The 22,004-nt window shown below is 63.6% G+C and carries 20 protein-coding genes; 9 read left to right on the forward strand and 11 right to left on the reverse strand.

What is annotated here, in order from left to right; genetic code table 11:
• Positions 1-34: 34 nt before the first annotated feature.
• The 7 genes from ACTG4K_RS07875 to ACTG4K_RS07905 all read left to right on the forward strand — a co-directional run bounded on the left by ACTG4K_RS07875 (position 35) and on the right by ACTG4K_RS07905 (position 6,584).
• Positions 35-655 carry a hypothetical protein gene (locus tag ACTG4K_RS07875; protein WP_439113647.1) on the forward strand — a complete coding sequence of 207 codons (621 nt, stop codon included), beginning with the start codon at positions 35-37 and terminating at the stop codon, positions 653-655.
• Positions 656-657: 2 nt separating this feature from the next.
• Entirely contained in the window at positions 658-1,185 is a 528-nt protein-coding gene (locus ACTG4K_RS07880) for a TlpA disulfide reductase family protein (protein ID WP_439113648.1), read from the forward strand.
• Positions 1,186-1,466: 281 nt separating this feature from the next.
• Positions 1,467-1,925 carry an acetyl-CoA carboxylase biotin carboxyl carrier protein gene (accB, locus tag ACTG4K_RS07885; RefSeq protein WP_439113649.1) on the forward strand — a complete coding sequence of 153 codons (459 nt, stop codon included), beginning with the start codon at positions 1,467-1,469 and terminating at the stop codon, positions 1,923-1,925.
• 14 nt (positions 1,926-1,939) lie between these two features.
• The gene (gene accC / locus ACTG4K_RS07890; protein ID WP_439113650.1) at positions 1,940-3,289 is read left to right on the forward strand and encodes an acetyl-CoA carboxylase biotin carboxylase subunit; all 1,350 of its coding nucleotides are present in this window, start codon (positions 1,940-1,942) and stop codon (positions 3,287-3,289) included.
• 31 nt (positions 3,290-3,320) lie between these two features.
• A complete protein-coding gene (gene prmA, locus ACTG4K_RS07895; RefSeq protein WP_439114025.1) occupies positions 3,321-4,205 on the forward strand; it encodes a 50S ribosomal protein L11 methyltransferase in 885 nt (294 codons plus the stop codon).
• 117 nt (positions 4,206-4,322) lie between these two features.
• Complete coding sequence (locus tag ACTG4K_RS07900) at positions 4,323-5,678, forward strand: DUF3426 domain-containing protein (RefSeq protein WP_439113651.1); 1,356 nt, start codon at positions 4,323-4,325, stop codon at positions 5,676-5,678.
• Between the two features lie 18 nt (positions 5,679-5,696).
• Positions 5,697-6,584, forward strand: a complete 888-nt coding sequence (locus ACTG4K_RS07905) for a carbohydrate kinase family protein (protein WP_439113652.1) — start codon at positions 5,697-5,699, stop codon at positions 6,582-6,584.
• A gap of 105 nt (positions 6,585-6,689) precedes the next feature.
• Here ACTG4K_RS07905 and ACTG4K_RS07910 read toward each other — a convergent pair whose 3' ends face one another.
• From ACTG4K_RS07910 to ACTG4K_RS07945, 8 genes are all read right to left on the reverse strand, one after another.
• Positions 6,690-7,310: a histone gene (locus ACTG4K_RS07910; RefSeq protein ID WP_439113653.1), complete on the reverse strand. Its 621-nt coding sequence runs from the start codon at positions 7,308-7,310 to the stop codon at positions 6,690-6,692.
• A gap of 228 nt (positions 7,311-7,538) precedes the next feature.
• Complete coding sequence (locus tag ACTG4K_RS07915) at positions 7,539-8,711, reverse strand: ribonucleotide-diphosphate reductase subunit beta (RefSeq protein WP_439113654.1); 1,173 nt, start codon at positions 8,709-8,711, stop codon at positions 7,539-7,541.
• 143 nt (positions 8,712-8,854) lie between these two features.
• Positions 8,855-11,749, reverse strand: coding sequence for a ribonucleoside-diphosphate reductase subunit alpha (locus tag ACTG4K_RS07920; RefSeq protein ID WP_439113655.1), 2,895 nt, complete (start codon positions 11,747-11,749; stop codon positions 8,855-8,857).
• 462 nt (positions 11,750-12,211) lie between these two features.
• Positions 12,212-12,832: a 1,6-anhydro-N-acetylmuramyl-L-alanine amidase AmpD gene (ampD, locus tag ACTG4K_RS07925; RefSeq protein WP_439113656.1), complete on the reverse strand. Its 621-nt coding sequence runs from the start codon at positions 12,830-12,832 to the stop codon at positions 12,212-12,214.
• The gene (locus tag ACTG4K_RS07930) at positions 12,822-14,312 is read right to left on the reverse strand and encodes a sigma-54-dependent transcriptional regulator (protein ID WP_439113657.1); all 1,491 of its coding nucleotides are present in this window, start codon (positions 14,310-14,312) and stop codon (positions 12,822-12,824) included. The genes ampD and ACTG4K_RS07930 overlap by 11 nt, the downstream gene beginning before the upstream one ends.
• A 33-nt stretch (positions 14,313-14,345) precedes the next feature.
• Positions 14,346-16,139, reverse strand: a complete 1,794-nt coding sequence (locus ACTG4K_RS07935) for a sensor histidine kinase (RefSeq protein WP_439113658.1) — start codon at positions 16,137-16,139, stop codon at positions 14,346-14,348.
• A gap of 24 nt (positions 16,140-16,163) precedes the next feature.
• The gene (locus tag ACTG4K_RS07940) at positions 16,164-16,412 is read right to left on the reverse strand and encodes a PP0621 family protein (RefSeq protein ID WP_439113659.1); all 249 of its coding nucleotides are present in this window, start codon (positions 16,410-16,412) and stop codon (positions 16,164-16,166) included.
• Positions 16,413-16,424: 12 nt separating this feature from the next.
• The gene (locus ACTG4K_RS07945; protein ID WP_439113660.1) at positions 16,425-17,225 is read right to left on the reverse strand and encodes a cytochrome C assembly family protein; all 801 of its coding nucleotides are present in this window, start codon (positions 17,223-17,225) and stop codon (positions 16,425-16,427) included.
• Between the two features lie 183 nt (positions 17,226-17,408).
• Here ACTG4K_RS07945 and ffh point away from each other — a divergent pair, with 183 nt between their 5' ends.
• Both ffh and ACTG4K_RS07955 read left to right on the forward strand, forming a co-directional pair.
• Positions 17,409-18,779, forward strand: coding sequence for a signal recognition particle protein (ffh, locus tag ACTG4K_RS07950; protein ID WP_439113661.1), 1,371 nt, complete (start codon positions 17,409-17,411; stop codon positions 18,777-18,779).
• A 46-nt stretch (positions 18,780-18,825) separates the two neighbouring features.
• On the forward strand, positions 18,826-19,440 hold the full coding sequence (locus ACTG4K_RS07955) for a hypothetical protein (RefSeq protein WP_439113662.1): 615 nt from the start codon (positions 18,826-18,828) through the stop codon (positions 19,438-19,440).
• A gap of 165 nt (positions 19,441-19,605) precedes the next feature.
• On the opposite strand, the gene miaB is transcribed toward ACTG4K_RS07955, so the two are convergent.
• The 3 genes from miaB to ACTG4K_RS07970 form a co-directional block, all read right to left on the reverse strand.
• Positions 19,606-20,958 (reverse strand): tRNA (N6-isopentenyl adenosine(37)-C2)-methylthiotransferase MiaB, encoded by a 1,353-nt coding sequence (gene miaB / locus ACTG4K_RS07960; RefSeq protein ID WP_439113663.1) that lies wholly within the window; start codon positions 20,956-20,958, stop codon positions 19,606-19,608.
• A 116-nt stretch (positions 20,959-21,074) separates the two neighbouring features.
• Positions 21,075-21,440, reverse strand: a complete 366-nt coding sequence (locus ACTG4K_RS07965; RefSeq protein ID WP_439113664.1) for a hypothetical protein — start codon at positions 21,438-21,440, stop codon at positions 21,075-21,077.
• 86 nt (positions 21,441-21,526) lie between these two features.
• Entirely contained in the window at positions 21,527-21,892 is a 366-nt protein-coding gene (locus ACTG4K_RS07970; protein ID WP_439113665.1) for a hypothetical protein, read from the reverse strand.
• Positions 21,893-22,004 lie beyond the last annotated feature (112 nt).

The raw sequence follows: 22,004 nt of genomic DNA on the forward strand, positions 1-22,004 counted from the left end.
CGCAAGCCTGCTTGGCAGCGGGCACAATCACAACATGGACGCTTACCGGGACAGCATCAACAACGAAATGGCCGCCGTGGCGGCGCGTCTGGTGGTGGAAGAAGGGCTGGAATACGCCGCAGCCAAGCGCCGTGCCGTCAAGCAGCTGGGCCTGAATACGCGTACCGCCTTGCCCGACAACGTGACCCTAGACGCCGCCGTGCGCGAATACATTGCGGTGTTTTGCCCTGAAACCCAGGCCGCCGAACTGCTGGCGCTGCGCGATATGGCCTTGCTGTGGATGGGGCGACTGGCCGAGTTCCGCCCTCACCTGGGTGGCGCGGTCTGGCATGGCACCGCTACCCGCCATAGCGATATTTACCTGCAACTGTTTTGCGACGATCCCAAGGCAGCCGAGCTGGCGCTGTTGGACCACCGGGTGGAATACCACCCGGGTTCGGTCAACGGCTGGCGCGGCGAGCCGGTGCAGGCGCTCACGCTGCGCACCCGCTGCGATGCCTTGGGCCAATGGGTGCTGGTGCACCTGATGGTGCATGACCTCGATGATCTGCGCGGCGCCCTCAAGCCCGACGCACAAGGCCGCAAACCCCGTGGCGATGCGCCAGCCCTGCGAACGTTGATGGCGCCAACCCCTACCAAAACACAAGAGCATTAGCCATGATCCTGAATCGACGCACGCTGTGGATGACGGGTGTGGCCGCTGCGGCGGGCGCCTCCGGTGTGGGCGTTGCCTGGTGGCGCTACCAGCCCAATCCTGTGGCTACCGACGCCGAAGGCGCCTTCTGGGCAAGCCAGTTTGAAGGCCCGCAGGGCGAGGTGTTGGACTTGGCCAGCTGGCGCGGTAAGCCGCTGCTGGTGAATTTCTGGGCCACTTGGTGTCCGCCGTGTGTGGAAGAGTTGCCGTTGCTCAACGCTTTTTACCGAGCCCACGCCCCCCAGGGCTGGCAGGTGCTCGGACTGGCGGTGGACCAGCCCAGTGCCGTGCGCAGCTTCTTGCAGAAATTGCCGCTGGACTTCCCGGTGGGCATGGCTGGTCTGGCCGGTACCCAGCTCAGCCGGGAGCTGGGCAATCCCACCGGGGGCCTGCCCTACACGGTGGTCATGGGGGCCGCTGGGACCGTGCTGCACCGCAAAATAGGCAAGGTGTCCGAGGCCGACTTGGCCCAATGGGCCGAACTGGTCTGAGCGCGAACCTTTGGGCGAGCAGTTGCCAGGGCCGCTGTGCCCTGCGGCGCCCTCATTCTGTTACATGCGACAACATCCATTGAAAAACGGTTAAAGTTCGACAACATCGGTGTCACTCGCATGCCTGTGCGCGGCAAAAGCCTGGTTTTCTGGGCTGACATGCGGCGGCGCCAACCGGGTTTCCATCGTGTACACTGCGGCACCCGATGGGTTGATGTGCCTCTATTTATCAGAAGTTGAAGGCAGTTGATTCAACTTAAGCGATTTTCGTTGGAGAAACCATGGATTTAAGAAAACTGAAGACCCTGATCGACCTCGTTTCAGAGTCGAACGTGTCTGAGCTGGAAATTACCGAGGCCGAGGGCAAAGTGCGCATCGTCAAGAGCGCTCCCGCCGGATTCGCAGCACCCGTGTCGTACACCGTGGCTCCAGCCCCTCAGGCCGCGCCTGTTGCTGCTGCTGAGCCGCTGGCTCCCGCGGCACCGGCAGCCGCTGCAGAGCCCACGGGTCATATCGTCAAGTCGCCCATGGTCGGCACGTTTTACCGGGCCTCCAGTCCGGGTGCCAAGCCCTTTGTGGAGCTGGGTGACACCATCAAAGAAGGTGAAACCATCTGCATTGTTGAAGCAATGAAGATCCTCAACGAAATCGAGGCCGACAAGTCTGGCACCGTGACCAAGATCCTGGTGGACAACGGGCAGGCGGTGGAATACGGCCAGCCTTTGTACGTGATCGAATAAAGGGCTCGGCGCGCATGTTCAAGAAAATTCTGATCGCCAACCGGGGGGAGATTGCACTGCGGGTGCAGCGGGCTTGCCGGGAGATGGGCATCAAAGCGGTGATGGTGTATTCCGAAGCCGACCGCGACGCCAAATATGTGCGCCTGGCTGACGAGGCCGTCTGCATTGGGCCGGCGTCCAGCACCCACAGCTACCTCAACATGCCGGCCATCATCTCGGCGGCTGAGGTGACTGACGCTGAGGCCATCCACCCCGGCTACGGTTTTCTGTCGGAAAACGCCGACTTCGCCGAGCGCGTGGAAAAAAGCGGCTTCACCTTCATCGGTCCAACGCCCGAGTCCATCCGCCTCATGGGTGACAAGGTGTCGGCCAAGCAGGCCATGATCCGCGCTGGTGTGCCCTGTGTGCCCGGCTCTGAAGGCGCTCTGCCAGACGACCCAGTGATCATCAAACGCACCGCCAAAGCGGTGGGTTACCCCGTGATCATCAAGGCGGCGGGCGGTGGCGGCGGCCGTGGCATGCGCGTGGTGCACACCGAGGCGGCTTTGCTGCACGCGGTGCAAACCACCAAGGCTGAGGCCGGCGCTGCGTTTGGCAACCCCGAGGTTTACATGGAGAAGTTTCTCCAGAACCCGCGCCACATTGAAATTCAGATTCTGGCGGATACGCACCGCAACGCCGTGTACCTGGGTGAGCGCGACTGCTCCATGCAGCGGCGCCACCAAAAGGTGATTGAAGAGGCGCCAGCGCCCGGCATTCCGCGTCGGCTCATCGAAAAGATCGGTGAGCGCTGTGCTGCAGCCTGCAAAAAGATCAGTTACCGCGGCGCCGGTACCTTTGAGTTCCTGTATGAAAACGGCGAGTTCTATTTCATTGAAATGAATACCCGCGTGCAGGTGGAGCATCCGGTCACCGAATGGATTTCGGGTGTGGACATTGTTCGTACCCAAATCGCGGTGGCTGCGGGTGAAAAGCTGCCGTTCACGCAGCGCCAGGTGCAGTTGCGCGGCCACTCGATTGAGTGCCGCATCAATGCCGAAGACGCCTACAAATTCACGCCGTCGCCCGGTCGCATCACCACCTGGCACGCGCCGGGTGGCCCTGGGGTGCGCGTGGATTCGCACGCCTACACCAACTATTTTGTGCCACCCAACTACGACTCGATGATCGGCAAGATCATCGTGCACGGCGATACCCGCGAGCAGGCGCTTGCCCGCATGCGCACGGCGTTGGCCGAGACGGTGATCGAGGGAATCAAGACCAACATCCCGCTGCACCGTGAGCTCATGGTGGATGCCAGCTTCATCGCCGGTGGCACCAATATTCACTACCTTGAAGAATGGTTGTCCCAGCGTGAGCGTTGAACCCGATACCGTGCCCCCACCCGCAGGGACTTTGTTTGAACTGGTGCTGCTGGCGCCCGAGGCGGCGGTGGAGGCGGTCGGCGATGCGCTGGTGGCACTGGATGCCTTGAGCGTTTCGGTGGAAGACGCCGACGCTATGACAGCGGCCGAGTCGGCCCTGTTTGGCGAGCCGGGCATGCCACCGCCCAAAGAGGGCTGGCAGCGTTCCCGTGTGGTGGCGCTGTTCCCCGAAGAGGCTGCGGCCCGCGAAGCGGCCACGTTGCTGGCGCTGCAAGACTTCTTTGAAGGCTGCGCCGTGCAAGGCGTGCAGGCGGTTCCCGATCAGGACTGGGTGCGGCTGACACAGTCTCAGTTTGCCCCGGTGGAAATCACCCCCAGTTTCTGGATCGTACCGACCTGGCACGAACCGCCCGCAGCGGCAGAGCAGGTGATCCGGCTCGACCCGGGGCTGGCTTTTGGCACCGGCACCCATCCCACCACGCGCATGTGTTTGCGTTGGACAGCACAGCGTGGTGCGGTGCCCCAGCGCGTGCTGGACTACGGTTGTGGTTCGGGCATTTTGGCCATTGGTGCAGCCAAGTTTGGCGCCCAGGACATTGTGGCGGTGGATATCGATCCCGCCGCCGTCGAATCCACCCGCCTCAACGCAACAGCCAACCACGTGACGTTGGCTGCGGGCTTGCCCGATCTGGCCCATGGCACGTTTGACCTGGTGCTTGCCAATATTCTGGCCACGCCGCTCAAGGTGCTGGCACCTTTGCTGTGCGCCCATGTGCGCTCGGGAGGTCACCTGGTGCTCGCCGGTATTCTGGCGCGCCAGGCCGACGAACTGCGCGAAGCCTATGCACCTTGGGTGGCACTGGACGTGAGCGACGAGGCGGATGGCTGGATTCTCATGACCGCGGTTAAGGACTGAGCGTCTTTCCCGTGGGTTCTCGCATGCTGTTCTGGCCGTTCATGCGGGCCCATTTCTCGGCAGGCTCGGCGCTGCCACCTGCGGCATGGAGCGCTGCTCGCCTGCAATAATCTGCGCATGAGTTTCACCACACGCTGTCCCGCTTGCGGCACGATGTTCAGGGTCGTACCCGACCAGCTGAAGATCTCCGACGGATGGGTGCGTTGTGGCCACTGCGCAGACGTGTTTGACGCTACGCTGTACCTCGAAACCTGGGTGCCCGTGGTGCCGCCACCCGAGGGCAACGGCGACGCAGCGGCTTCGTTGGCAGCTGCCGCGCCAGAGTCCGTGGAGCAGCCATACCCTCTGGATGAGGACGCAGCGGTGCACAGCTCAGCAGATCCTTCCCCGGATGGGTCTGAGGCCACTGTGACGCTCGACAGCCATGCGCCGGCTACGGACGAAAGCGATGACCCGTCGCACATGGACGCACCGGCCGAGGCGCCTGATGTGCTGGACCTGCCGGTTTCGTTTTGGGAACCAGACCCCGAGGCTGAACCGGTGCAGGACCCGCGTTTCGACAAGGCCGCAAAGTTCGCCCATGGCTTGGACGACCGACCCAGGGAGGCCCTTGAACGTGTCGATGAAGGTAAGTGGCTGACCGCGCCCGCACCCCTCGCAGAGGACGAGTGGTCCGCACAGGACGCGACAGATGAGCGAGCCAACGAAGTCGACACGGCTCAAGCGATTGGCATGCCTACCGTGGCTTCAGAAGACCGGGTGGTCCGTGCACGCCAAGAGTCCGATACGGATTTTCACACCGAGTTGCAGCAGTTTGCCGCCAGCACATTGGGCGCCGTTGGCGCTTGTGCGCCCATGAATGCGCAACCCCCAGCCAACGCTGAGAAGTCCGCCAACCTGAATGAGCCGCCCGCGCCGCCATTTGCTCCTGAGGATGTGATCCCAGTCGAACCCGAGCCGGGTTTTGTCCGGCAGGCGCGTCGCCGGGCGTTCTGGCACTCGCCAGGCATGCGGGCGCTGTTGTCGGTTCTTGCGCTGCTCCTCGGTCTGGTTTTGGTGTTGCAGTGGGCTTTGCACGAGCGGGATGCTGTGGCGGCCTGGCAGCCGGGTCTGGCACCTGCGCTCAACCAGCTGTGCGCCCCGCTGGGTTGTGAAGTCATGCCGGTGCGCCGCATCGACGCTGTCGTGATCGACAGCTCGGCACTGGTGCGACGCTTAGGCAATTTTTATTTGTTTGACTTCGTGCTGAAGAACACCGGGTCGGTGGCGCTGGCGGTGCCCGCGCTTGAACTGAGCCTGACCGATACCCGCGACACCGTGATCGCGCGGCGCGTATTTTTGCCCGAAGAACTGCCCGGTGCGCCGGCGCTGCTGCCAGCACAAGGCTCGGTAACCATCAGCCTGCGCTTGTCGCTTGCATTGGGTGAATCTATGCCCATGGCGGGCTACCGGGCCCTCGTTTTTTACCCTTGATTCTGGAACTCCATTTTTATGTCCATCCTCGTTTGCGGTTCGTTGGCTTTTGACACCATCATGACATTTGAGGGGCGCTTCGCCGAGCAGATTCTGCCCAGCCAGCTGCACATTCTCAACGTGTCTTTTCTGGTGCCAGCTTTGCGCCGTGAATACGGAGGGTGTGCAGGCAACATCGCCTATGGGTTGCGCCAGCTCGGTTCGCCGGTCGTGCCGCTGGCCATGGTGGGCAATGATGCGCAGGACTACCTCGCCCGCTTGCAGGGCCTGGGGGTGGATACGCACTGCATCGGCACAACGGCGGGCAACTACACCGCACAGGCCATGATCATGACCGACCTGGACAACAACCAGATCACGGCCTTTCACCCTGGTGCCATGTCCGACGCCCATGTCAACGCGGTGCCCACCGATGCGGGCATCCAGCTGGCCATCGTTTCGCCCGACGGGCGAGACGCCATGCTGCAGCACGCACAACAATTGCACACCGCAGGCATCCCGTTTGTGTTCGATCCGGGCCAGGGTCTGCCCATGTTCAACGGCGACGAGCTCGCCCATTTCATCGAGCTTGCGACCTGGGTTACGGTCAACGACTACGAAGGCAAGATGCTCAGCGACCGCACGGGCCTGAGTTTCGAGGACATCGCTGCCCGTGTCAGCGGGTTGATCGTGACTTTGGGTGAGCAGGGTTGTGAAGTTTGGGAAAGTGGACAAAAGACCGTGGTACCCGGCGTGAAGGCCGCCGAGGTGCTGGACCCCACCGGGTGCGGTGACGCGTTTCGTGCAGCCTTGTTGCACGGTTTGGCGCAAGGTTGGTCATTGCCGCGTTGTGCCGAGCTCGGCAACCGTATCGGTGCGGCCAAAATCGCCAGCCGCGGCGGTCAGAACTACCAGTTCACGGCTTGAGCGCTCGCGGAGTCTTTGTCGTCTTTCGGGCACAGGCTGCGCGCCGGCAGGCATAAAAAAGCCCGGCGCTGATGCACCGGGCTTGGGGTCATCTCAGGGACGACTTCAGGGCTTGCTGGACGTTGGAAACGGCCAGGCGGCCTGGGGGTTCAGCTTCGTCTGTGCTGCTGGAGCCGCAGGCGCTGCTGGCTTTTTGGCCGGAGCGGCTTTCTTTGCTGGTGCAGCAGCCTTCTTGGCCGGAGCGGCTTTCTTCGCCGGTGCAGCAGCCTGCTTGGCCGGAGCGGCTTTCTTCGCCGGTGCAGCAGCCTTCTTGGCCGGAGCGGCTTTCTTCGCCGGTGCAGCAGCCTTCTTGGCTGGAGCGGCTTTCTTCGCCGGTGCAGCAGCCTTCTTGGCCGGAGCGGCTTTCTTCGCCGGTGCAGCAGCCTTCTTGGCTGGAGCGGCTTTCTTCGCCGGTGCAGCAGCCTTCTTGGCCGGAGCGGCTTTCTTTGCTGGTGCAGCAGCCTTCTTGGCCGGAGCGGCTTTCTTCGCCGGTGCAGCAGCCTTCTTGGCCGGAGCGGCTTTCTTCGCCGGTGCAGCAGCCTGCTTGGCTGGAGCGGCTTTCTTCGCCGGTGCAGCAGCCTTCTTGGCTGGAGCGGCTTTCTTTTCAGGTGCTGCCGCTTTCACGGGTGCAGTAACTTTCTTTGCCGGGGCGGCTTTTTTAGCCGGGGCTTTTTTCGCAGTTGCCATAGTGTTCTCCTTGATCAAGTTGCAAAGAGCACTTCATCCAGTCTTTGTGCCGGTGAAGTGATTCAGCGCCATGGGGTCTCGCGGATGCATCCACAGTGGACCCCAGAGCGTTGAATCGGGTGACAAAACCCCGCCGCTGGCGCGGTTGCGATAGGGGTGGGGTTTTGAATATTTGTTGTGCATGTGAAGGTTGAATGGGGCAACGCGGCCCTGGCTGGCCGGGGGATGTCAATCCCAGGAAAGCGCCCCACCGGTTTGGTATTCGATCACGCGGGTTTCAAAGAAATTGCGTTCCTTTTTGAGGTCGATCATTTCGCTCATCCAGGGGAACGGATTTTCTTCGTTTGGAAACATGGGTTCCAGGCCAATTTGCGTGGCGCGGCGGTTGGCAATGTAGCGCAGGTAGCCCTTGAACATGGAAGCGTTCATACCCAGCACGCCGCGCGGCATGGTGTCTTCGGCGTAGCGGTATTCCAGCTCGACCGCCTGCATGAACAAGGCCTTGATCTCGGCCTTGAATTCGGGGGTCCAGAGCATCGGGTTTTCAAGCTTGAGTGCGTTGATCAGGTCGATACCGAAGTTGCAGTGCATCGACTCGTCGCGCAGGATGTACTGGTACTGCTCGGCCGCGCCGGTCATCTTGTTCTGGCGGCCCAGCGCCAGAATCTGCGTGAAGCCCACGTAGAAGAACAGGCCTTCCATCAGGCAGGCAAACACGATCAGGCTCTTGAGCAGCGTCTGGTCGTCTTCCGGTGTGCCGGTGTGGAAGTTGGGGTCCATGATCGCTTCGATGAACGGGATCAGGAACTGGTCCTTGTCGCGGATCGACTGCACCTCGTTGTAGGCGTTGAAGATCTCGGACTCGTCCAGGCCCAGGCTCTCAACGATGTACTGGTAGGCGTGCGTGTGAATGGCTTCTTCAAAGGCCTGGCGCAGCAGGAACTGCCGGCACTCGGGCGCGGTGATGTGGCGGTAGGTGCCCAGCACAATGTTGTTCGCTGCCAGCGAGTCGGCGGTGACGAAAAAGCCCAGGTTGCGCTTGACGATGCGGCGCTCGTCTTCGGTCAGGCCATTCGGGTCTTTCCAGAGCGCGATGTCGCGGCTCATGTTCACCTCTTGCGGCATCCAGTGGTTCGCGCAGGTGGCAAGGTATTTCTCCCAGGCCCACTTGTACTTGAACGGCACCAGCTGGTTGACGTCGGTCTGGCCGTTGATGATGCGCTTGTCGGCCGCGTTGACGCGGCGCGCTGCAGGCGCCTGGCCGGTGGGGGTGGATGTTGCAAACGAAGATGCTGAATTCAGCGCACCCAAAGGGGGCGCTTGGAAGCCGATCGTGGAAGGTGCCACGGGGCTGTTCGCTGGCTTCGATGAGGGCGTGATTTGATCGTCCCAGGTCAACATAGATGGTTCCAATTCTGCGAATTATCAAAGTGTCTGGAGCAAAAGCAAAGGGCTCATGCGTGACGGTGGTGGTTTGTGTTGCGGTGTCGCATCGAAAGCACGAAGTTCGACACCACAACACATCCGAAAGGCCGCGTCAGTGATCACTGGCAGGCTTCACAGCCGGGGTCGTCAATGGCGCAAAACTTGATGTCGGTGGCCGGCTCAACAGCGGCAGCGGCGGCTTGTGCAGTTGCACTGCTGGTGTCGGTAGATGACATGGACACCGCGTTGAGCTGGCCCGTGCGACCGGTGGATTTTTCAACCTGTGTGGCCGAGGTGGTGCGCAGGTAGTAGGTGGTCTTCAGGCCACGCAGCCAGGCCAGCTTGTAGGTGTCGTCGAGCTTCTTGCCCGAAGCGCCGGCCATGTATATGTTCAGGCTTTGCGCCTGGTCGATCCACTTCTGGCGACGGGCTGCGGCTTCCACCAGCCACAGCGGCTCCACTTCAAACGCGGTGGCGTAAAGTGCCTTCACTTCTTGCGGCACGCGGTCGATGGGGCGCAGTGAACCGTCGAAGTGTTTGAGGTCCATGACCATCACGTCGTCCCACAGGCCCAGGCGCTTGAGGTCTTTGACCAGGTAGCTGTTGATGACGGTGAATTCTCCCGACAGATTGGACTTGACCGAGAGGTTGCCGAAGCAGGGCTCGATGGAGGCGTCCACGCCGATGATGTTGGAGATGGTCGCGGTCGGTGCGATGGCCACGCAGTTGGAATTGCGCATGCCGTCGGTGGCGATCTTCTGGCGCAGGGTGTCCCAGTCGAGGGTGGCGGAGCGGTCTACGTCCACATAGCCGCCGCGTGCGTTGGCCAGCATGTCCAGCGTGTCGAGCGGCAAGACGCCCTGGTCCCACAACGAGCCTTTGTAGCTGGCGTAGCGGCCACGCTCGCGGGCCAGTTCGGTGGAGGCCCAGTAGGCGTAGTAGCACACGGCTTCCATTGAGCGGTCGGCAAAGTTCACCGCGTCGGCTGAGGCGTAGGGCACCCGCAGTTCGTACAGCGCGTCCTGGAAGCCCATGATGCCCAGACCCACCGGGCGGTGGCGCATGTTGGAGTCGCGCGCCTTCTTCACCGCGTAGTAGTTGATGTCGATCACGTTGTCGAGCATGCGCATGGCGGTCTTGATCGTGCGCTGCAACTTGTCGTGGTCAATGCCGCCGTCTTTCAGGTGCTGCAACAGGTTGATCGAGCCCAGATTGCACACCGCAGTTTCGGAGTCGCTGGTGTTGAGCGTGATCTCGGTGCACAGGTTGCTGGAGTGCACCACGCCGGCGTGTTGCTGCGGGCTGCGCACATTGCAGGCGTCCTTGAATGTGATCCAGGGGTGGCCGGTTTCGAATAGCATGGTCAGCATCTTGCGCCACAGATCAGACGCGGGCACCTTGCGGCTGGGTTTTATTTCGCCGCGCTCGGCCTTGGCTTCGTAGGCCAGGTAGGCGCGCTCAAAGTCGGCGCCAAACAGGTCGTGCAGATCCGGCACGTTGTTGGGTGAAAACAGGGTCCAGTCGCCTTTTTCCATCACGCGCTTCATGAACAAGTCGGGAATCCAGTTCGCCGTGTTCATGTCGTGCGTGCGGCGACGGTCGTCGCCGGTGTTCTTGCGCAGCTCCAGGAATTCTTCGATGTCCAGGTGCCAGGTTTCCAGGTAGGTGCAAACCGCGCCCTTGCGCTTGCCGCCCTGGTTCACGGCCACGGCGGTGTCGTTCACCACCTTCAGGAACGGCACCACACCCTGGCTCTCGCCGTTGGTGCCTTTGATGTGGCTGCCCAGCGCGCGCACACGTGTCCAGTCGTTGCCCAGACCGCCGGCAAACTTGGAGAGCAGCGCGTTTTCCTTGATGGACTCGTAGATGCCGTCGAGGTCGTCGGGCACGGTGGTGAGGTAGCAGCTGGAGAGCTGCGAGCGCAGCGTGCCGCTGTTGAACAGCGTGGGCGTGGACGACATGAAGTCGAACGAAGACAGCACCTCGTAGAACTCGATGGCGCGGGCTTCCCGGTCAATTTCGTTGAGCGCCAGGCCCATGGCCACGCGCATGAAAAATGCCTGAGGCAGCTCGATGCGGCTTTTGCGTACGTGCAGGAAGTAGCGGTCGTACAGGGTTTGCAGGCCGAGGTAGTCAAACTGCAGGTCGCGTTCGGGTTTGAGCGCAGCGCCCAGGCGGGCCAGGTCGAACTGCTGCAGGCGTTCGTCCAGCAGGTCGTTTTGCACGCCTTTTTTGATGAACTGGGGGAAGTAGTCCGCGTAGCGCGCACCCATCTCGCTGGACGGCACCTCTTCGCCAATGACTTCCTTGACGATGGTGTGCAGCAGCAAGCGCGCGGTGGCGTAGGTGTAGTCGGGGTCTTTTTCGATCAGCGTGCGGGCGGCCAGGATCGACGCCTTGTAAACCTCTTCGATGGGCACGCCGTCGTACAGGTTGCGTTTGGTCTCGGCCACGATCGGATCGGCCTTGACGTCCTTGCCCAGACCCTTGCAGGCGTCTTCAATCAGGTGCTGCAGGCGGTGCAGGTCGAGCGGTACGCGTTGGCCACCGTCCGTGACGTGCAGCAGGGACTCGGCGGGTTGCGAGGCCTCAGCCTGGTGGGCGCGTTCCTGGGTGCGGCGTTCGCGGTACAGCACATAAGCGCGGGCAACTTCGTGGTGGCCGCTGCGCATCAGGCCGAGTTCCACATGGTCCTGCACGTCTTCAATGTGAAAGGTGCCGCCGCCCGGGCGCGAGCGCATCAGCGCACGCACCACGTTCTGGGTCAGGCCGTCCACCGTTTCGCGCACGCTGGCAGACGCAGCGCCCTGGGTGCCATGCACCGCCAGAAAGGCTTTCATCAACGCCACGGCGATCTTGCTGGGCTCAAAGGGCACCACCGCGCCGTTGCGGCGGATGATCTGGTAGTGGGCGAAAACCGCGCTGGAGGTGGCCAGGGACACGGCGCTGGCAGCCCCTGTGCCAGACAGGGCGGGTGCGGTCGACAGGGGGGTCGTGGATGGAGTGGTCTGCATGGTTCCTGTTTCAGTCGTTGTTGTGTGGGGCTGGCCCGCTGCTGGGCGCAGGCGGGTGGCGAAATGGCTGGGCAGGCCGGGGTCACAAGCGCTTGGGACGGTGCTGCGTGGCGCACGAACAGCGTTGTCAGCGCGTCGCAGCAGATATTGTTGGTGTGAAGTGCTCGGCTACCCGAAAGCTCAGCACACACTATATCTGGTGTGTCGGGGCTGTTCAAGCCACTACCGGTAGTGTTTGTGGGGATTTGCGCTGTGGAGCGGATGGCACTTTTCGTCTGGTAAAAAATGCGATACGGCTGGGCCCTTCTGTCGCACCTGCGTCATGCCGTACACGCGCTGGCGCAGCCTGCATTGGCTGGCTTTTCTTCAATATCGACGCGGATTTCCGGCGGATTTGGCGCGCAAACCCCCGCCAAACCAAGCGAGACGGTCCAGCGCCTGGCGCCGGCAGAAGACCGGTCTTCAGGTTGTTCGCTGTGGTGAAAAAAATGTGTCTTCTGGGAAACAGCTGACCGACCAACCCAGCCGGGTTTGCAGCTCAGCCCAGTCGAAACCCGTTCCCGGGTCTTGTTTGCGGCCCGGTGCAATGTGCTCATGGCCGGCAATATGCGCGATGGGGTAGCGGGTGCCCAAGCTGCGGCACAGCTGTGCCAGGGTGGCGTATTGCGCGGCTTCGAAACGCTCGCCTTCCAGGCCTTCGAGTTCAATGCCAACCGAGTCGTCGTTGCATTGGCTTCGGCCACGCCAACTCGAGGTGCCGGCGTGCCAGGCACGGGCATCGGCGTCGACAAACTGCAGCAGTTCGCCGTCGCGTCGGATGAAAAAATGCGCTGACACCTGCAGCCCACGAATCTGCTCAAAGTACGGGTGGGCGGTCCAGTCGAGCTGATTGGTGAACAGCTGTTCCACCTCGGGGCCGCCGTAGGTGCCGGGCGGCAGGCTGATGGAGTGGATCACCACCAGGTCGATGGCGGCGCCGGCCGGGCGCGGCCCGAAGTTGGGGGAAGGGCAAGCCCGGGCGGCCTGGAGCCAGCCACCCTGCCAAAGCGCGGGTGCTGGCGGGTCGACGCGGTCAGTTGGCATCGCTGTCGTCTGGCTCGGCGTCTGAGGGCATGGCAATGCCCAGGCGCTGGATGCGGTAGCGCATCTGACGTAGGTTAAGCCCCAGCCGTGCGGCCGCTGCGGTGCGGTTGAAGTCGGACTCTTTGAGCGCCTTGAGCAACACCTGACGCTCTTGCTCGTCGAGGTAGGTTTGCAGGTCGCGGGGAATCTCGGCGGGGCTTTCGGCAGGCGCTGTGATGGTGGTTGTGGCGGTAGCGGTAGCGGCCGGGGGTGTGTGGTGTGCGGCGCGCTGTTCGGCGTCGCCAAAGTCGCTCGGTTCCAGGGCGTCGCCGCTGCTGAGCGCCATGGCCCGCTGCAGCAGGTTTTCAAGCTCGCGCACGTTGCCGGGCAGCGCGCGCGACTGCAGCCAAGCCAGCGAAGCCGACGAGAGGGCTGGGACCTGCAGCCCCGCCTCGGTGCAAATGCGTTGCAAGAGCGCGTGGGCCAGCTCGGGCAGGTCTTCGCGCCGCTCCCTCAGGGCGGGCGTGCGCAGTTCGATCACATTGAGGCGGTAAAACAGGTCTTGTCGAAAATCGCCGCTGTGCACCAACGCAGCTAGGTCGCGGTGGGTGGCGCTGACCAGCCGCACGTCCACCGCTTCTTCTTGTACGCCGCCCAGCGAGCGCACCCGCCGTTCCTGAATGACGCGCAGCAGCTTGGCTTGCATGGCCAGGGGCAAGTCGCCGATTTCGTCGAGAAACAGGGTGCCGCCCTTGGCAGCCTGAAAGTAGCCTTCGCGGTCCTGGGTCGCGCCGGTGTAGGCGCCTTTGCGGGTGCCAAAAAATTCTGACTCGATGAGGTTTTCTGGAATGGCGCCGCAGTTGACCGCCACAAACGGGCCTTTGGCGCGGTGGCTGCACTCGTGCACCGCGCGCGCCACCAGTTCTTTGCCGGTGCCCGATTCGCCCAGGATCAGCACCGGTGCCATGCTGGTAGCTACCTTTTCAATGCGGCTTTTGATCTGCACCACGCAAGGTGACGCACCGACGATGCGTGCCAGCGACGCCACACCACTCGGCGGTGGTGGCGCCACGGCGCGTGCCATGCCGTTGGCCGCGTTGTTTTGGCCTCCTGCAGGGGGCAGGCGCTGGCTTTGTAATGCCGACTGCACGGCCGCGCGCAGCTGTTTAAGGTCGACCGGTTTGGTCAGGTAGTCGAAGGCGCCTGTTTTGAGCGCTTCCACCGCATTTTCTGCAGAACCGTAAGCCGTGATGACAATGCTTTTTTCGCTGCGTTGCTGGGTGCTGAGCTCACGCAGCAGTTCCAGGCCCAGGCCGTCGGGCAGGCGCATGTCGGTGATGAGCACGTCAAAGCGCTGCTGCGCAAGCGACTCGCGGGCCTGGGTGAGGTCGGGGGCCGACACCACCTCGTAGCCCTCGCGCAGCAGGGTCAGCTCGTACAGCGTGCGCAGGTCGGGCTCGTCGTCAACAACGAGGATGGAGGCGCGGGGTGTGGCGGACATGTTCACGGGCTGATAAGGCGGCTTGGCGGGCCGTTAGCGGGTGGTCAGCGGGGCGTCGCCCTGGCGCAGTTGGCTGGAGGGGGTGCGGCTGGGCACCGAGTCGCCAGGTGGGTACGACAGGCTTTGCTGCACTGGGGTGCGGTGGCCGTGGGCTGTGGGCATGACCACGTAAAACTCGTTGCCGTCGCGCTGGTCCAGCGGGTTCCGCTGGTAGGCAATTTGGGCGCCATAGCGCTCGCACAGCTCGCGGCAGATGTAGAGGCCCAGCCCGCTGGAGCGGCTTTCAGACGAGAAAAACGGTTCAAACAGGTGGCGCCGCACGCTGGCCTCCAGCGGTGTGCCATCGCTCCAGACCGACAGGCGAATGCGGTCTGTGCCCGCTGGCTGCGTGATGACGCGGATGGAAGACGGGGTGCCGCTGGCGTGGCGCTTGGCGTTGTCCAGCAAATTGACCAGCAGGCGCCGGATATGTTCGGGGTCAAACGCCACATGGGCGGTGGGTGCGTGCGGGTGCACGCCCAGCATGCCCTGTGCCTGATTTTGTCGCGACCATTCGAGGGTGATCTGGCGCACCGTCTGGTCAAGCGGCAGCGCCAGCGCAGCGGCTTCGTCCTGGCAGGGTTCGGCGCGGGCTACGTTCAGGATATCGTCGACGATGCGGGCCAGGCGCTGGGCGTTCTGGTCGATCATGCGGGTCAACCGCTTTTGTCCTGGGTCTTGTACTTCTTCGTCCAACAGGGCGTTGGCCTGGGTGATGGCCGACAGCGGGTTGCGGATCTCGTGCGCTACGGCAGCCGACATGCGGCCCATGGAGGCCAGCTTTTCGGTGCGCACCCTTGCCTCCACCTCGCGCAGGTCTTCCAAGAACAGCACGCACAGACCCGCACCGTGGCCGCCTTGCGCGGTCAGCCGTGTGCGGGCAAAGAGCCGGTGGGTGTTGTGCTCGTCGTGGGCGATGGTGATTTCAGCCTCCAGCGGGTGCCCGAGCAAAAACGTCTCATGGACCAGGCTGGACAAGCCCGCCCAGCTGGGCCGGGCCGAGAGCAGCAGCTTGGCCGCGTGGGGGTAGGCCTCGCCCATGAGCATGGATTGCGCAGCCGGGTTGGCGTTGCGCACCACGCCATGGGTGTCGACCACCAGCACGCCTTCGCTCAGGCTTTCGATCACCAATTCGTTCACCTGGGCTTGGGTGCGGGCCGCTGCCTGGCTGCTTTGTGCTACCGCTTCTTCGCGCGCCAAGCGCAGCGCAAGCTGGTTGGCCAGCACAGCCACCAGAAAGAAGCCGGTGCCGGTGAGGCCCGTTTGCAGCAGGCGCGCTGTGGACACGTCGCTCAGCAGCTGCGCGCTGAGCCAGGCTTCGCCCAGCAAAAACAGGGTCACGCTGGCCGCCGTGGCCAGCGCCAGGATCAGCGGACCCAAAATGGAGGCCAGCAGCACCGGCAGCGCAAACAGGGGCGTGTAGTTGATGCCGCCTTGCTGCACGTACTGCAGCACCGCAAACACAACCACGTCGACACCAATCGTCAGCAGCCACTGCAGGTGAAACGGCTTGCCTTGCTGGATCGGGCGCGACCAGATCAGCACCGCCAGCGCAGCGCTCAGGTGCAGCGCGCAGACCACCACGAGCCAGGGCGGCCCACCTGTGCCCGTGACGACCACAAACACCTGCAGCGCCAGCAGCACCGCAGCAATGAACACCCGTGCCCGCATAAAGGTGCGCCACAGGCGCACAAACGACCGCACGCGCTGCTCGCGCCCATGGGTTTTGTGGCTTTCGAGCACTGAAAACCACGACGGGGTAAATTGCGATGGGCGTTCCTGCGCCATATCAGCGCCTTCGGGCGGCCGGGTTCACGGCTTCGCGCCTTCGCTCAGCTGCCGGTGTTCGGCGCTGCAATAGGCGCCTTGGCGGCCTTGCACGGCTTCGTTCTGGGGCAGATGGGTGCCGCAGTGCAGGCAGGCCACCATGATGGTGGGCTGGCGCGGCGCTGGTTTTTTTCGGGCCGACGGGCGCTGTGCGTCGGTGTCATCGGTCAGGCGGTTATTGCGCCAGACCCAGAAGGCCACCAGGACCACGGCCAGAACGAGCAGGTATTTCATGAAATCGATCGGTCAGGCGCGTTGCAGCACCACTTCAAGCACAAAGCGGGAACCGGCGTAACCCAGCAGCAGAAAACCGGCCCCCAAATAAAGTGTGCGCGCCGCCATGCGACCGCGCCAGCCCAGGCGCCAGCGGCCCCACAGCAGCACGCCCATGGTGAGCCATGAGAGCACGGAAAATGCGGATTTGTGGTCCCACACCCAGCGGTGGTTCAGCGCTTCGGAAAACCACCAGCCGGCCAGCAGCGTGGCGCTGAGCAAGGCAAACCCGGCGGCGAGAAAGCGAAACGTCAGGCGCTCCAGCATCAACAGGGGCATGGCGGTGTCGGGCATGGCGCCTTGGCGCATGGCTTTTTCGGCCCGTTGCATCAGCCAGGCGTGTACTACGGCAACACCAATCAGACCGTAGGATGCGATGCCCAGCGCCCAGTGCAGCGGCAGCCAAGATGAGCGCAGCGCCGGGTACGGCGAGCCCGGGAACAGCAAAGCGAGCAACACCGTGACGGTGCCCAGCGCCGCCAGCGTCCAGCGGGCGCGAAACTGCGGGTACAGGCGGCTTTCCACCAGGTACACCGTGAGCACCAGCCACGCCGTGACCGACAGGGCCGGCGCAAACCCAAAGCGGGCCGGTTGCTCAAACAAGCCCGTGACGAGCACCAGCAGGTGCAGCAACCAGGCTGTAGCCAATACGGCGCGGGTTTGCGGGGGCGTCATGCGGGGGTGTGCCCAGGCCAGCACGGCATACGACAGCGCCGCCACGGCAGACAGCAGGGCGGCAGGCGGGTTGGACCAAAGAGCGGGCAGCAGGTTCATCGGGTCGGCGTTGGGCGCCGCAGTCAGGCAGCGCAGGGCACAGCTAAAATCATTTGTACAGTTTAACGGTCTTGCCCGGGAAGACCCCGTCGGGGCCCGGTCAGTCTCCTTCATTGCACGCGGGCCTTGGGGCCCGCACCGCAGACGCCGCCGCCGCGGCCCCTTTACCGTCCCGAGCACCCCATGGCCTCAGCCCTCTCCGACCGCCTCTCACGCATCGTCAAGGAAATGCGTGGCCAGGCCCGCATCACCGAAAGCAACGTCACCGACATGCTGCGCGAGGTGCGCATGGCCCTGCTGGAGGCCGACGTTGCCTTGCCGGTGGTGCGCGACTTCATTGCCCGGGTGAAAGAAAAGGCGCTGGGCCAGGAGGTGGTGGGTTCGTTGTCTCCGGGTCAGGCGCTGGTGGGCATCGTCAACCGCGAGCTGACCGCCACCATGGGCGCTGGCGTGGCCGACATCAACCTCGCGGCCCAGCCGCCGGCGGTGATTCTGATGGCCGGCCTGCAAGGCGCCGGTAAAACCACCACCACCGCCAAGCTGGCCAAGCACCTGATTGAGAAGCGCAAGAAAAAGGTGCTCACGGTATCGGGCGACGTGTACCGCCCGGCCGCCATCGAGCAGCTCAAGACCGTGACCGCGCAGGCCGGCGCCGAGTGGTTCCCCAGCACACCCGACCAGAAACCGGTGGACATTGCGCGCGCCGCCATCGACTACGCCAAGCGCCATTACTTCGATGTGTTGCTGGTGGATACCGCCGGCCGCCTGGCGATTGACGAAGCGCTGATGCGCGAGATCCAGGAACTGCACGCGGTGCTGAACCCGGTGGAGACGCTGTTTGTGGTGGACGCCATGCAGGGTCAGGACGCGATCAACACCGCCAAAGCCTTCAGCGCGGCGCTGCCGCTGACCGGCATCATCCTGACCAAGCTCGACGGCGATTCGCGCGGTGGTGCGGCGCTGTCGGTGCGCCAGATCACCGGTGCGCCCATCAAGTTCGCGGGTGTGTCCGAAAAGATCGACGGCCTGGAGGTGTTTGACGCCGAGCGCCACGCCGGCCGTATTCTGGGCATGGGCGACATTCTCGCGCTGGTGGAGCAGGTCACCGCGGGGGTCGACATGGCCTCGGCCCAGAAGCTCGCGGCCAAGGTCAAAAGCGGCGAAGGTTTTGACTTGAACGACTTTCTGGACCAGATTCGCCAGATGAAGCAGATGGGCGGGCTGTCGAGCCTGATGGACAAGTTGCCCAGCGGCATGGCCGCCAAGGCCAGCGAAGCCGACCTGACCCGCGCCGAGAAAGACATCAAGCGCAAGGAAGGCATCATTTGCAGCATGACGCAGCGCGAACGCAGCAAGCCCGAGATCATCAAGGCCACGCGCAAGCGCCGCATTGCCGCTGGCGCGGGTGTGCATGTGCAAGAGGTCAACCGCTTGCTCAAAGAGTTTGAGCAGATGCAGGGCATGATGAAAAAGATGAAGGGCGGCGGCCTCATGAAAATGATGAAGCGCATGGGCGGCATGAAAGGCATGCCCAAGTTGCCCGGCATGGGTTGACCGAAGTCAAGCGGTCTGCGGGCTTGGCAGCCCATACTTCGCCCCCATGTTGTTTGGTCTCGAAATTCTGTTTGCTCTGGTGTCCTTGGCGGTCGCCCTTTGGCTTCGCCCTTGGCGCATGCTGCACGGCGCGTTGCTGACACCGGCGCTGGCCGCTGTGGTGTTGCTGCCCGGTCTGTGGCTGCTGCCCCAAGCACTGCCCCAGGGTTTGGCGATTCAGTTTTCGGGCGCGAGCCTGCTGGTGCTCATGCTCGGCTGGCCACTGGCTGTGCTGGCGTTGTCGCTGGTCGCGCTGGCCGTGTGGGGCATTGGACCGGCCGATACCTGGGCGGTGCTGTCGCAATGGGTCTGGATCGGGCTGGTGCCTGCCACGCTGGCGCTGGGCATCGGCGTGCTGCTACGCCGCTGGCTGCCGCCCAACCCCTTCATCTACACCCTGGGCCGTGGCTTCCTGGGCACCGCCGTGGCGGTTTTTGCGTCAGGCTTGCTGATGGAGCTGCTGCACCGCCTGGCCGGTGCACCTGCACTGGAACAAGCCCTGGTGGCCCGCTGGCTCATGGCCTGGGGCGATGCGTTTTTGACCGGCATGTTCGCCGCCATCTGCGTGGCCTTTGCGCCGCAGTGGCTGGCGACTTGGTCGGATGAGCGCTATTTGAAGTAAGGGTGGAGCCCCCACGCTCCCCACTTCGTGTGGTTCGCTGCCCCCCGGGGGGCTGGGACTGCCTTGGGGCGGCCCGGCGGCTGGCCCGGTCCCTCGATACTTCCACGCTGTGAGTTTCGCTGTCCCCCCACGCGGCCCACTGCGTGCAGGTCGTTACGCCCAATTTCAGGCGGTTTCGCGCACCAGCACTTCGCCGCGCAGGGTGTAGCCGTTGGTCTCTGTGATGGTCAGGTCCACCATCTGCCCCACGAGGCGGGCTGCGTTCGGGCCGGCCGGGAAGTTGACCACGCGGTTGCATTCGGTGCGGCCCATCAGCTCGGGCACGGCGGTGGTGGATTTGCGCGATGGCCCTTCCACCAGGATGCGTTGCACCGTGCCTACGCGGCTGGCGCTGATGCGGGTCACGTTGGCCTCCAGGGCCGCCTGCAACTGCTGCAGGCGCTTGAGCTTCACCGCATGGGGCGTGTCGTCGGGCAGGTTGGCTGCGGGTGTGCCTGGGCGCGGGCTGAAGATGAAGCTGAAGCTGATGTCGTAGCCCACATCGTCAATGAGCTTCATCATCTTGCCGAAGTCGTCTTCGGTCTCGCCGGGGAAGCCGACGATGAAGTCGCTGCTCATGGACAGGTCAGGGCGGATCGCGCGCAGCTTGCGCACCGTGCTCTTGTATTCCATGGCGGTGTAGCCGCGCTTCATGGCCATCAAGATACGGTCCGAGCCGTGCTGCACCGGCAGGTGCAAGTGGCTCACCAACTTCGGGATGCGGGCGTAGGCCTCGATCAGGCGCGGCGTGAACTCGTTGGGGTGGCTGGTGGTGTAGCGGATGCGCTCGATGCCGGGAATGTCGGCCACGTATTCGAGCAGCAGCGCGAAGTCGGCGATCTCGGCGGTGTCGCCCATCTTGCCGCGGTAGGCGTTCACGTTCTGGCCCAGCAGGGTCACCTCGCGCACGCCCTGGTCGGCCAGCCCAGCCACTTCCACCAGCACGTCGTCAAACGGGCGGCTCACCTCTTCGCCGCGTGTGTAGGGCACCACGCAGTAGCTGCAGTATTTGGAGCAGCCTTCCATGATGCTCACAAAGGCCGACGACCCTTCCACGCGGGCCGGGGGCAGGTGGTCAAATTTTTCGATCTCGGGAAAACTGATGTCTACCTGCGGCAGCGCCTGGCGCGCGCGCTGGTTGAGCATCTCGGGCAGGCGGTGCAGGGTCTGCGGGCCAAAAACCACGTCCACATAGGGCGCGCGCTTGATGATCTCGGCACCTTCCTGGCTGGCCACACAGCCGCCCACGCCAATGAGCACGCCTTTGTCTTTCAGGTGCTTCACGCGGCCGAGGTCGGAGAACACCTTTTCCTGCGCTTTTTCGCGCACCGAACAGGTGTTGAACAGGATCAGGTCGGCCTCGTCCACATCCTGCGTCTGGGTGTAGCCCTGGGCCGCGCCCAGCACGTCGGCCATCTTGTCCGAGTCGTACTCGTTCATCTGGCAGCCAAAGGTTTTGATAAAGACTTTTTTGGACATATGGGCTACCCCCTGCGCCGCTGCGCGGCTTCCCCCTGGAAGGGGGACCACGCCTGTGGTCCGGCGAAGCCGGTTCCAAGGCGTGTGCTGAATGGGGCCTGTGTGGTTGGGGAAAATCAGGGTTGTGCGCGCGGGCGCTTTTCAGCGGCCTCGGCGGGCGTGAGGATCCAGGCCTCGTGCACCATGCCGTTGGGTTCCAGCAGGTAGTTCACCGTCAGTTCCTGGTTCACCAGCGCGCCCGACATCACCAGCATGTTGGTGTTGCTGCGGATGCGAGCACCAGGCGAAAGCCGCGCGGGCTTGCCGTCCAGGCTGATGACAGGGGGTTGCACCACCACCAAGGTGCCACGAAGGGCGGCGGCGGGGAAGTTGCGCGACTGGGTCTGGGCCTGCGCGGCAGGCCAGAAGCTCAGGGCCAGTATGCACAGGGCCAGCGCGGCGGCGCGGCGCCCAGCGGCTTGAGGGGAAAAGCAGCGGTTCATGGTGTCCATCCAGAGGCTGTGAAAGGCAGGCGGTTCGCCGCCGGGCGGGCCCGGGCGGCGGCCCGCATTGTCTCACGACCCCCGGTTCAGCGCCTGTCGGGTGCGGCTTCTGGCCGTGAGTCTGGCGCCGGGTGGTCGGCGTGCTCCAGCGGATACGCATCGGCCACATAGGCCGGGCCCTTCATCACCATCACAATGAACGCACCAATGGCCACGGTGAGCACCAGGGTCCAGTGCAGCACCACCACGCCAATGGCCAGAATGTCGATGGTCTGGATGTGGGTGGCCACGTCCACGTCGCTGCCGCTCCAGGGGAATCCGCGCGCCAGCAGTGCCACCAGCGCGGGCAGCGCACTGCCCAGCCACAAAACACGGGGCAGCTTGCGCAAAACCACGCGCTCCAGTCCCGCAGGGGTTTGCTGAAATCCGGGCCAGACGTTGAAGAGGTTCATGGGGCGCGCTCGTTAAAACCGGGCAATGGTGACCCGCTGCAGCGTTTCAATATAGGGCGCACAATCCATTTTGTCCAGGACAAAATGCATTTGTTCCATGTTCCCTCACCGG

The sequence above is a fragment of the Hydrogenophaga sp. genome (assembly GCF_965657535.1).
In the GTDB taxonomy this organism is placed as follows: Bacteria; Pseudomonadota; Gammaproteobacteria; order Burkholderiales; family Burkholderiaceae_C; genus Hydrogenophaga.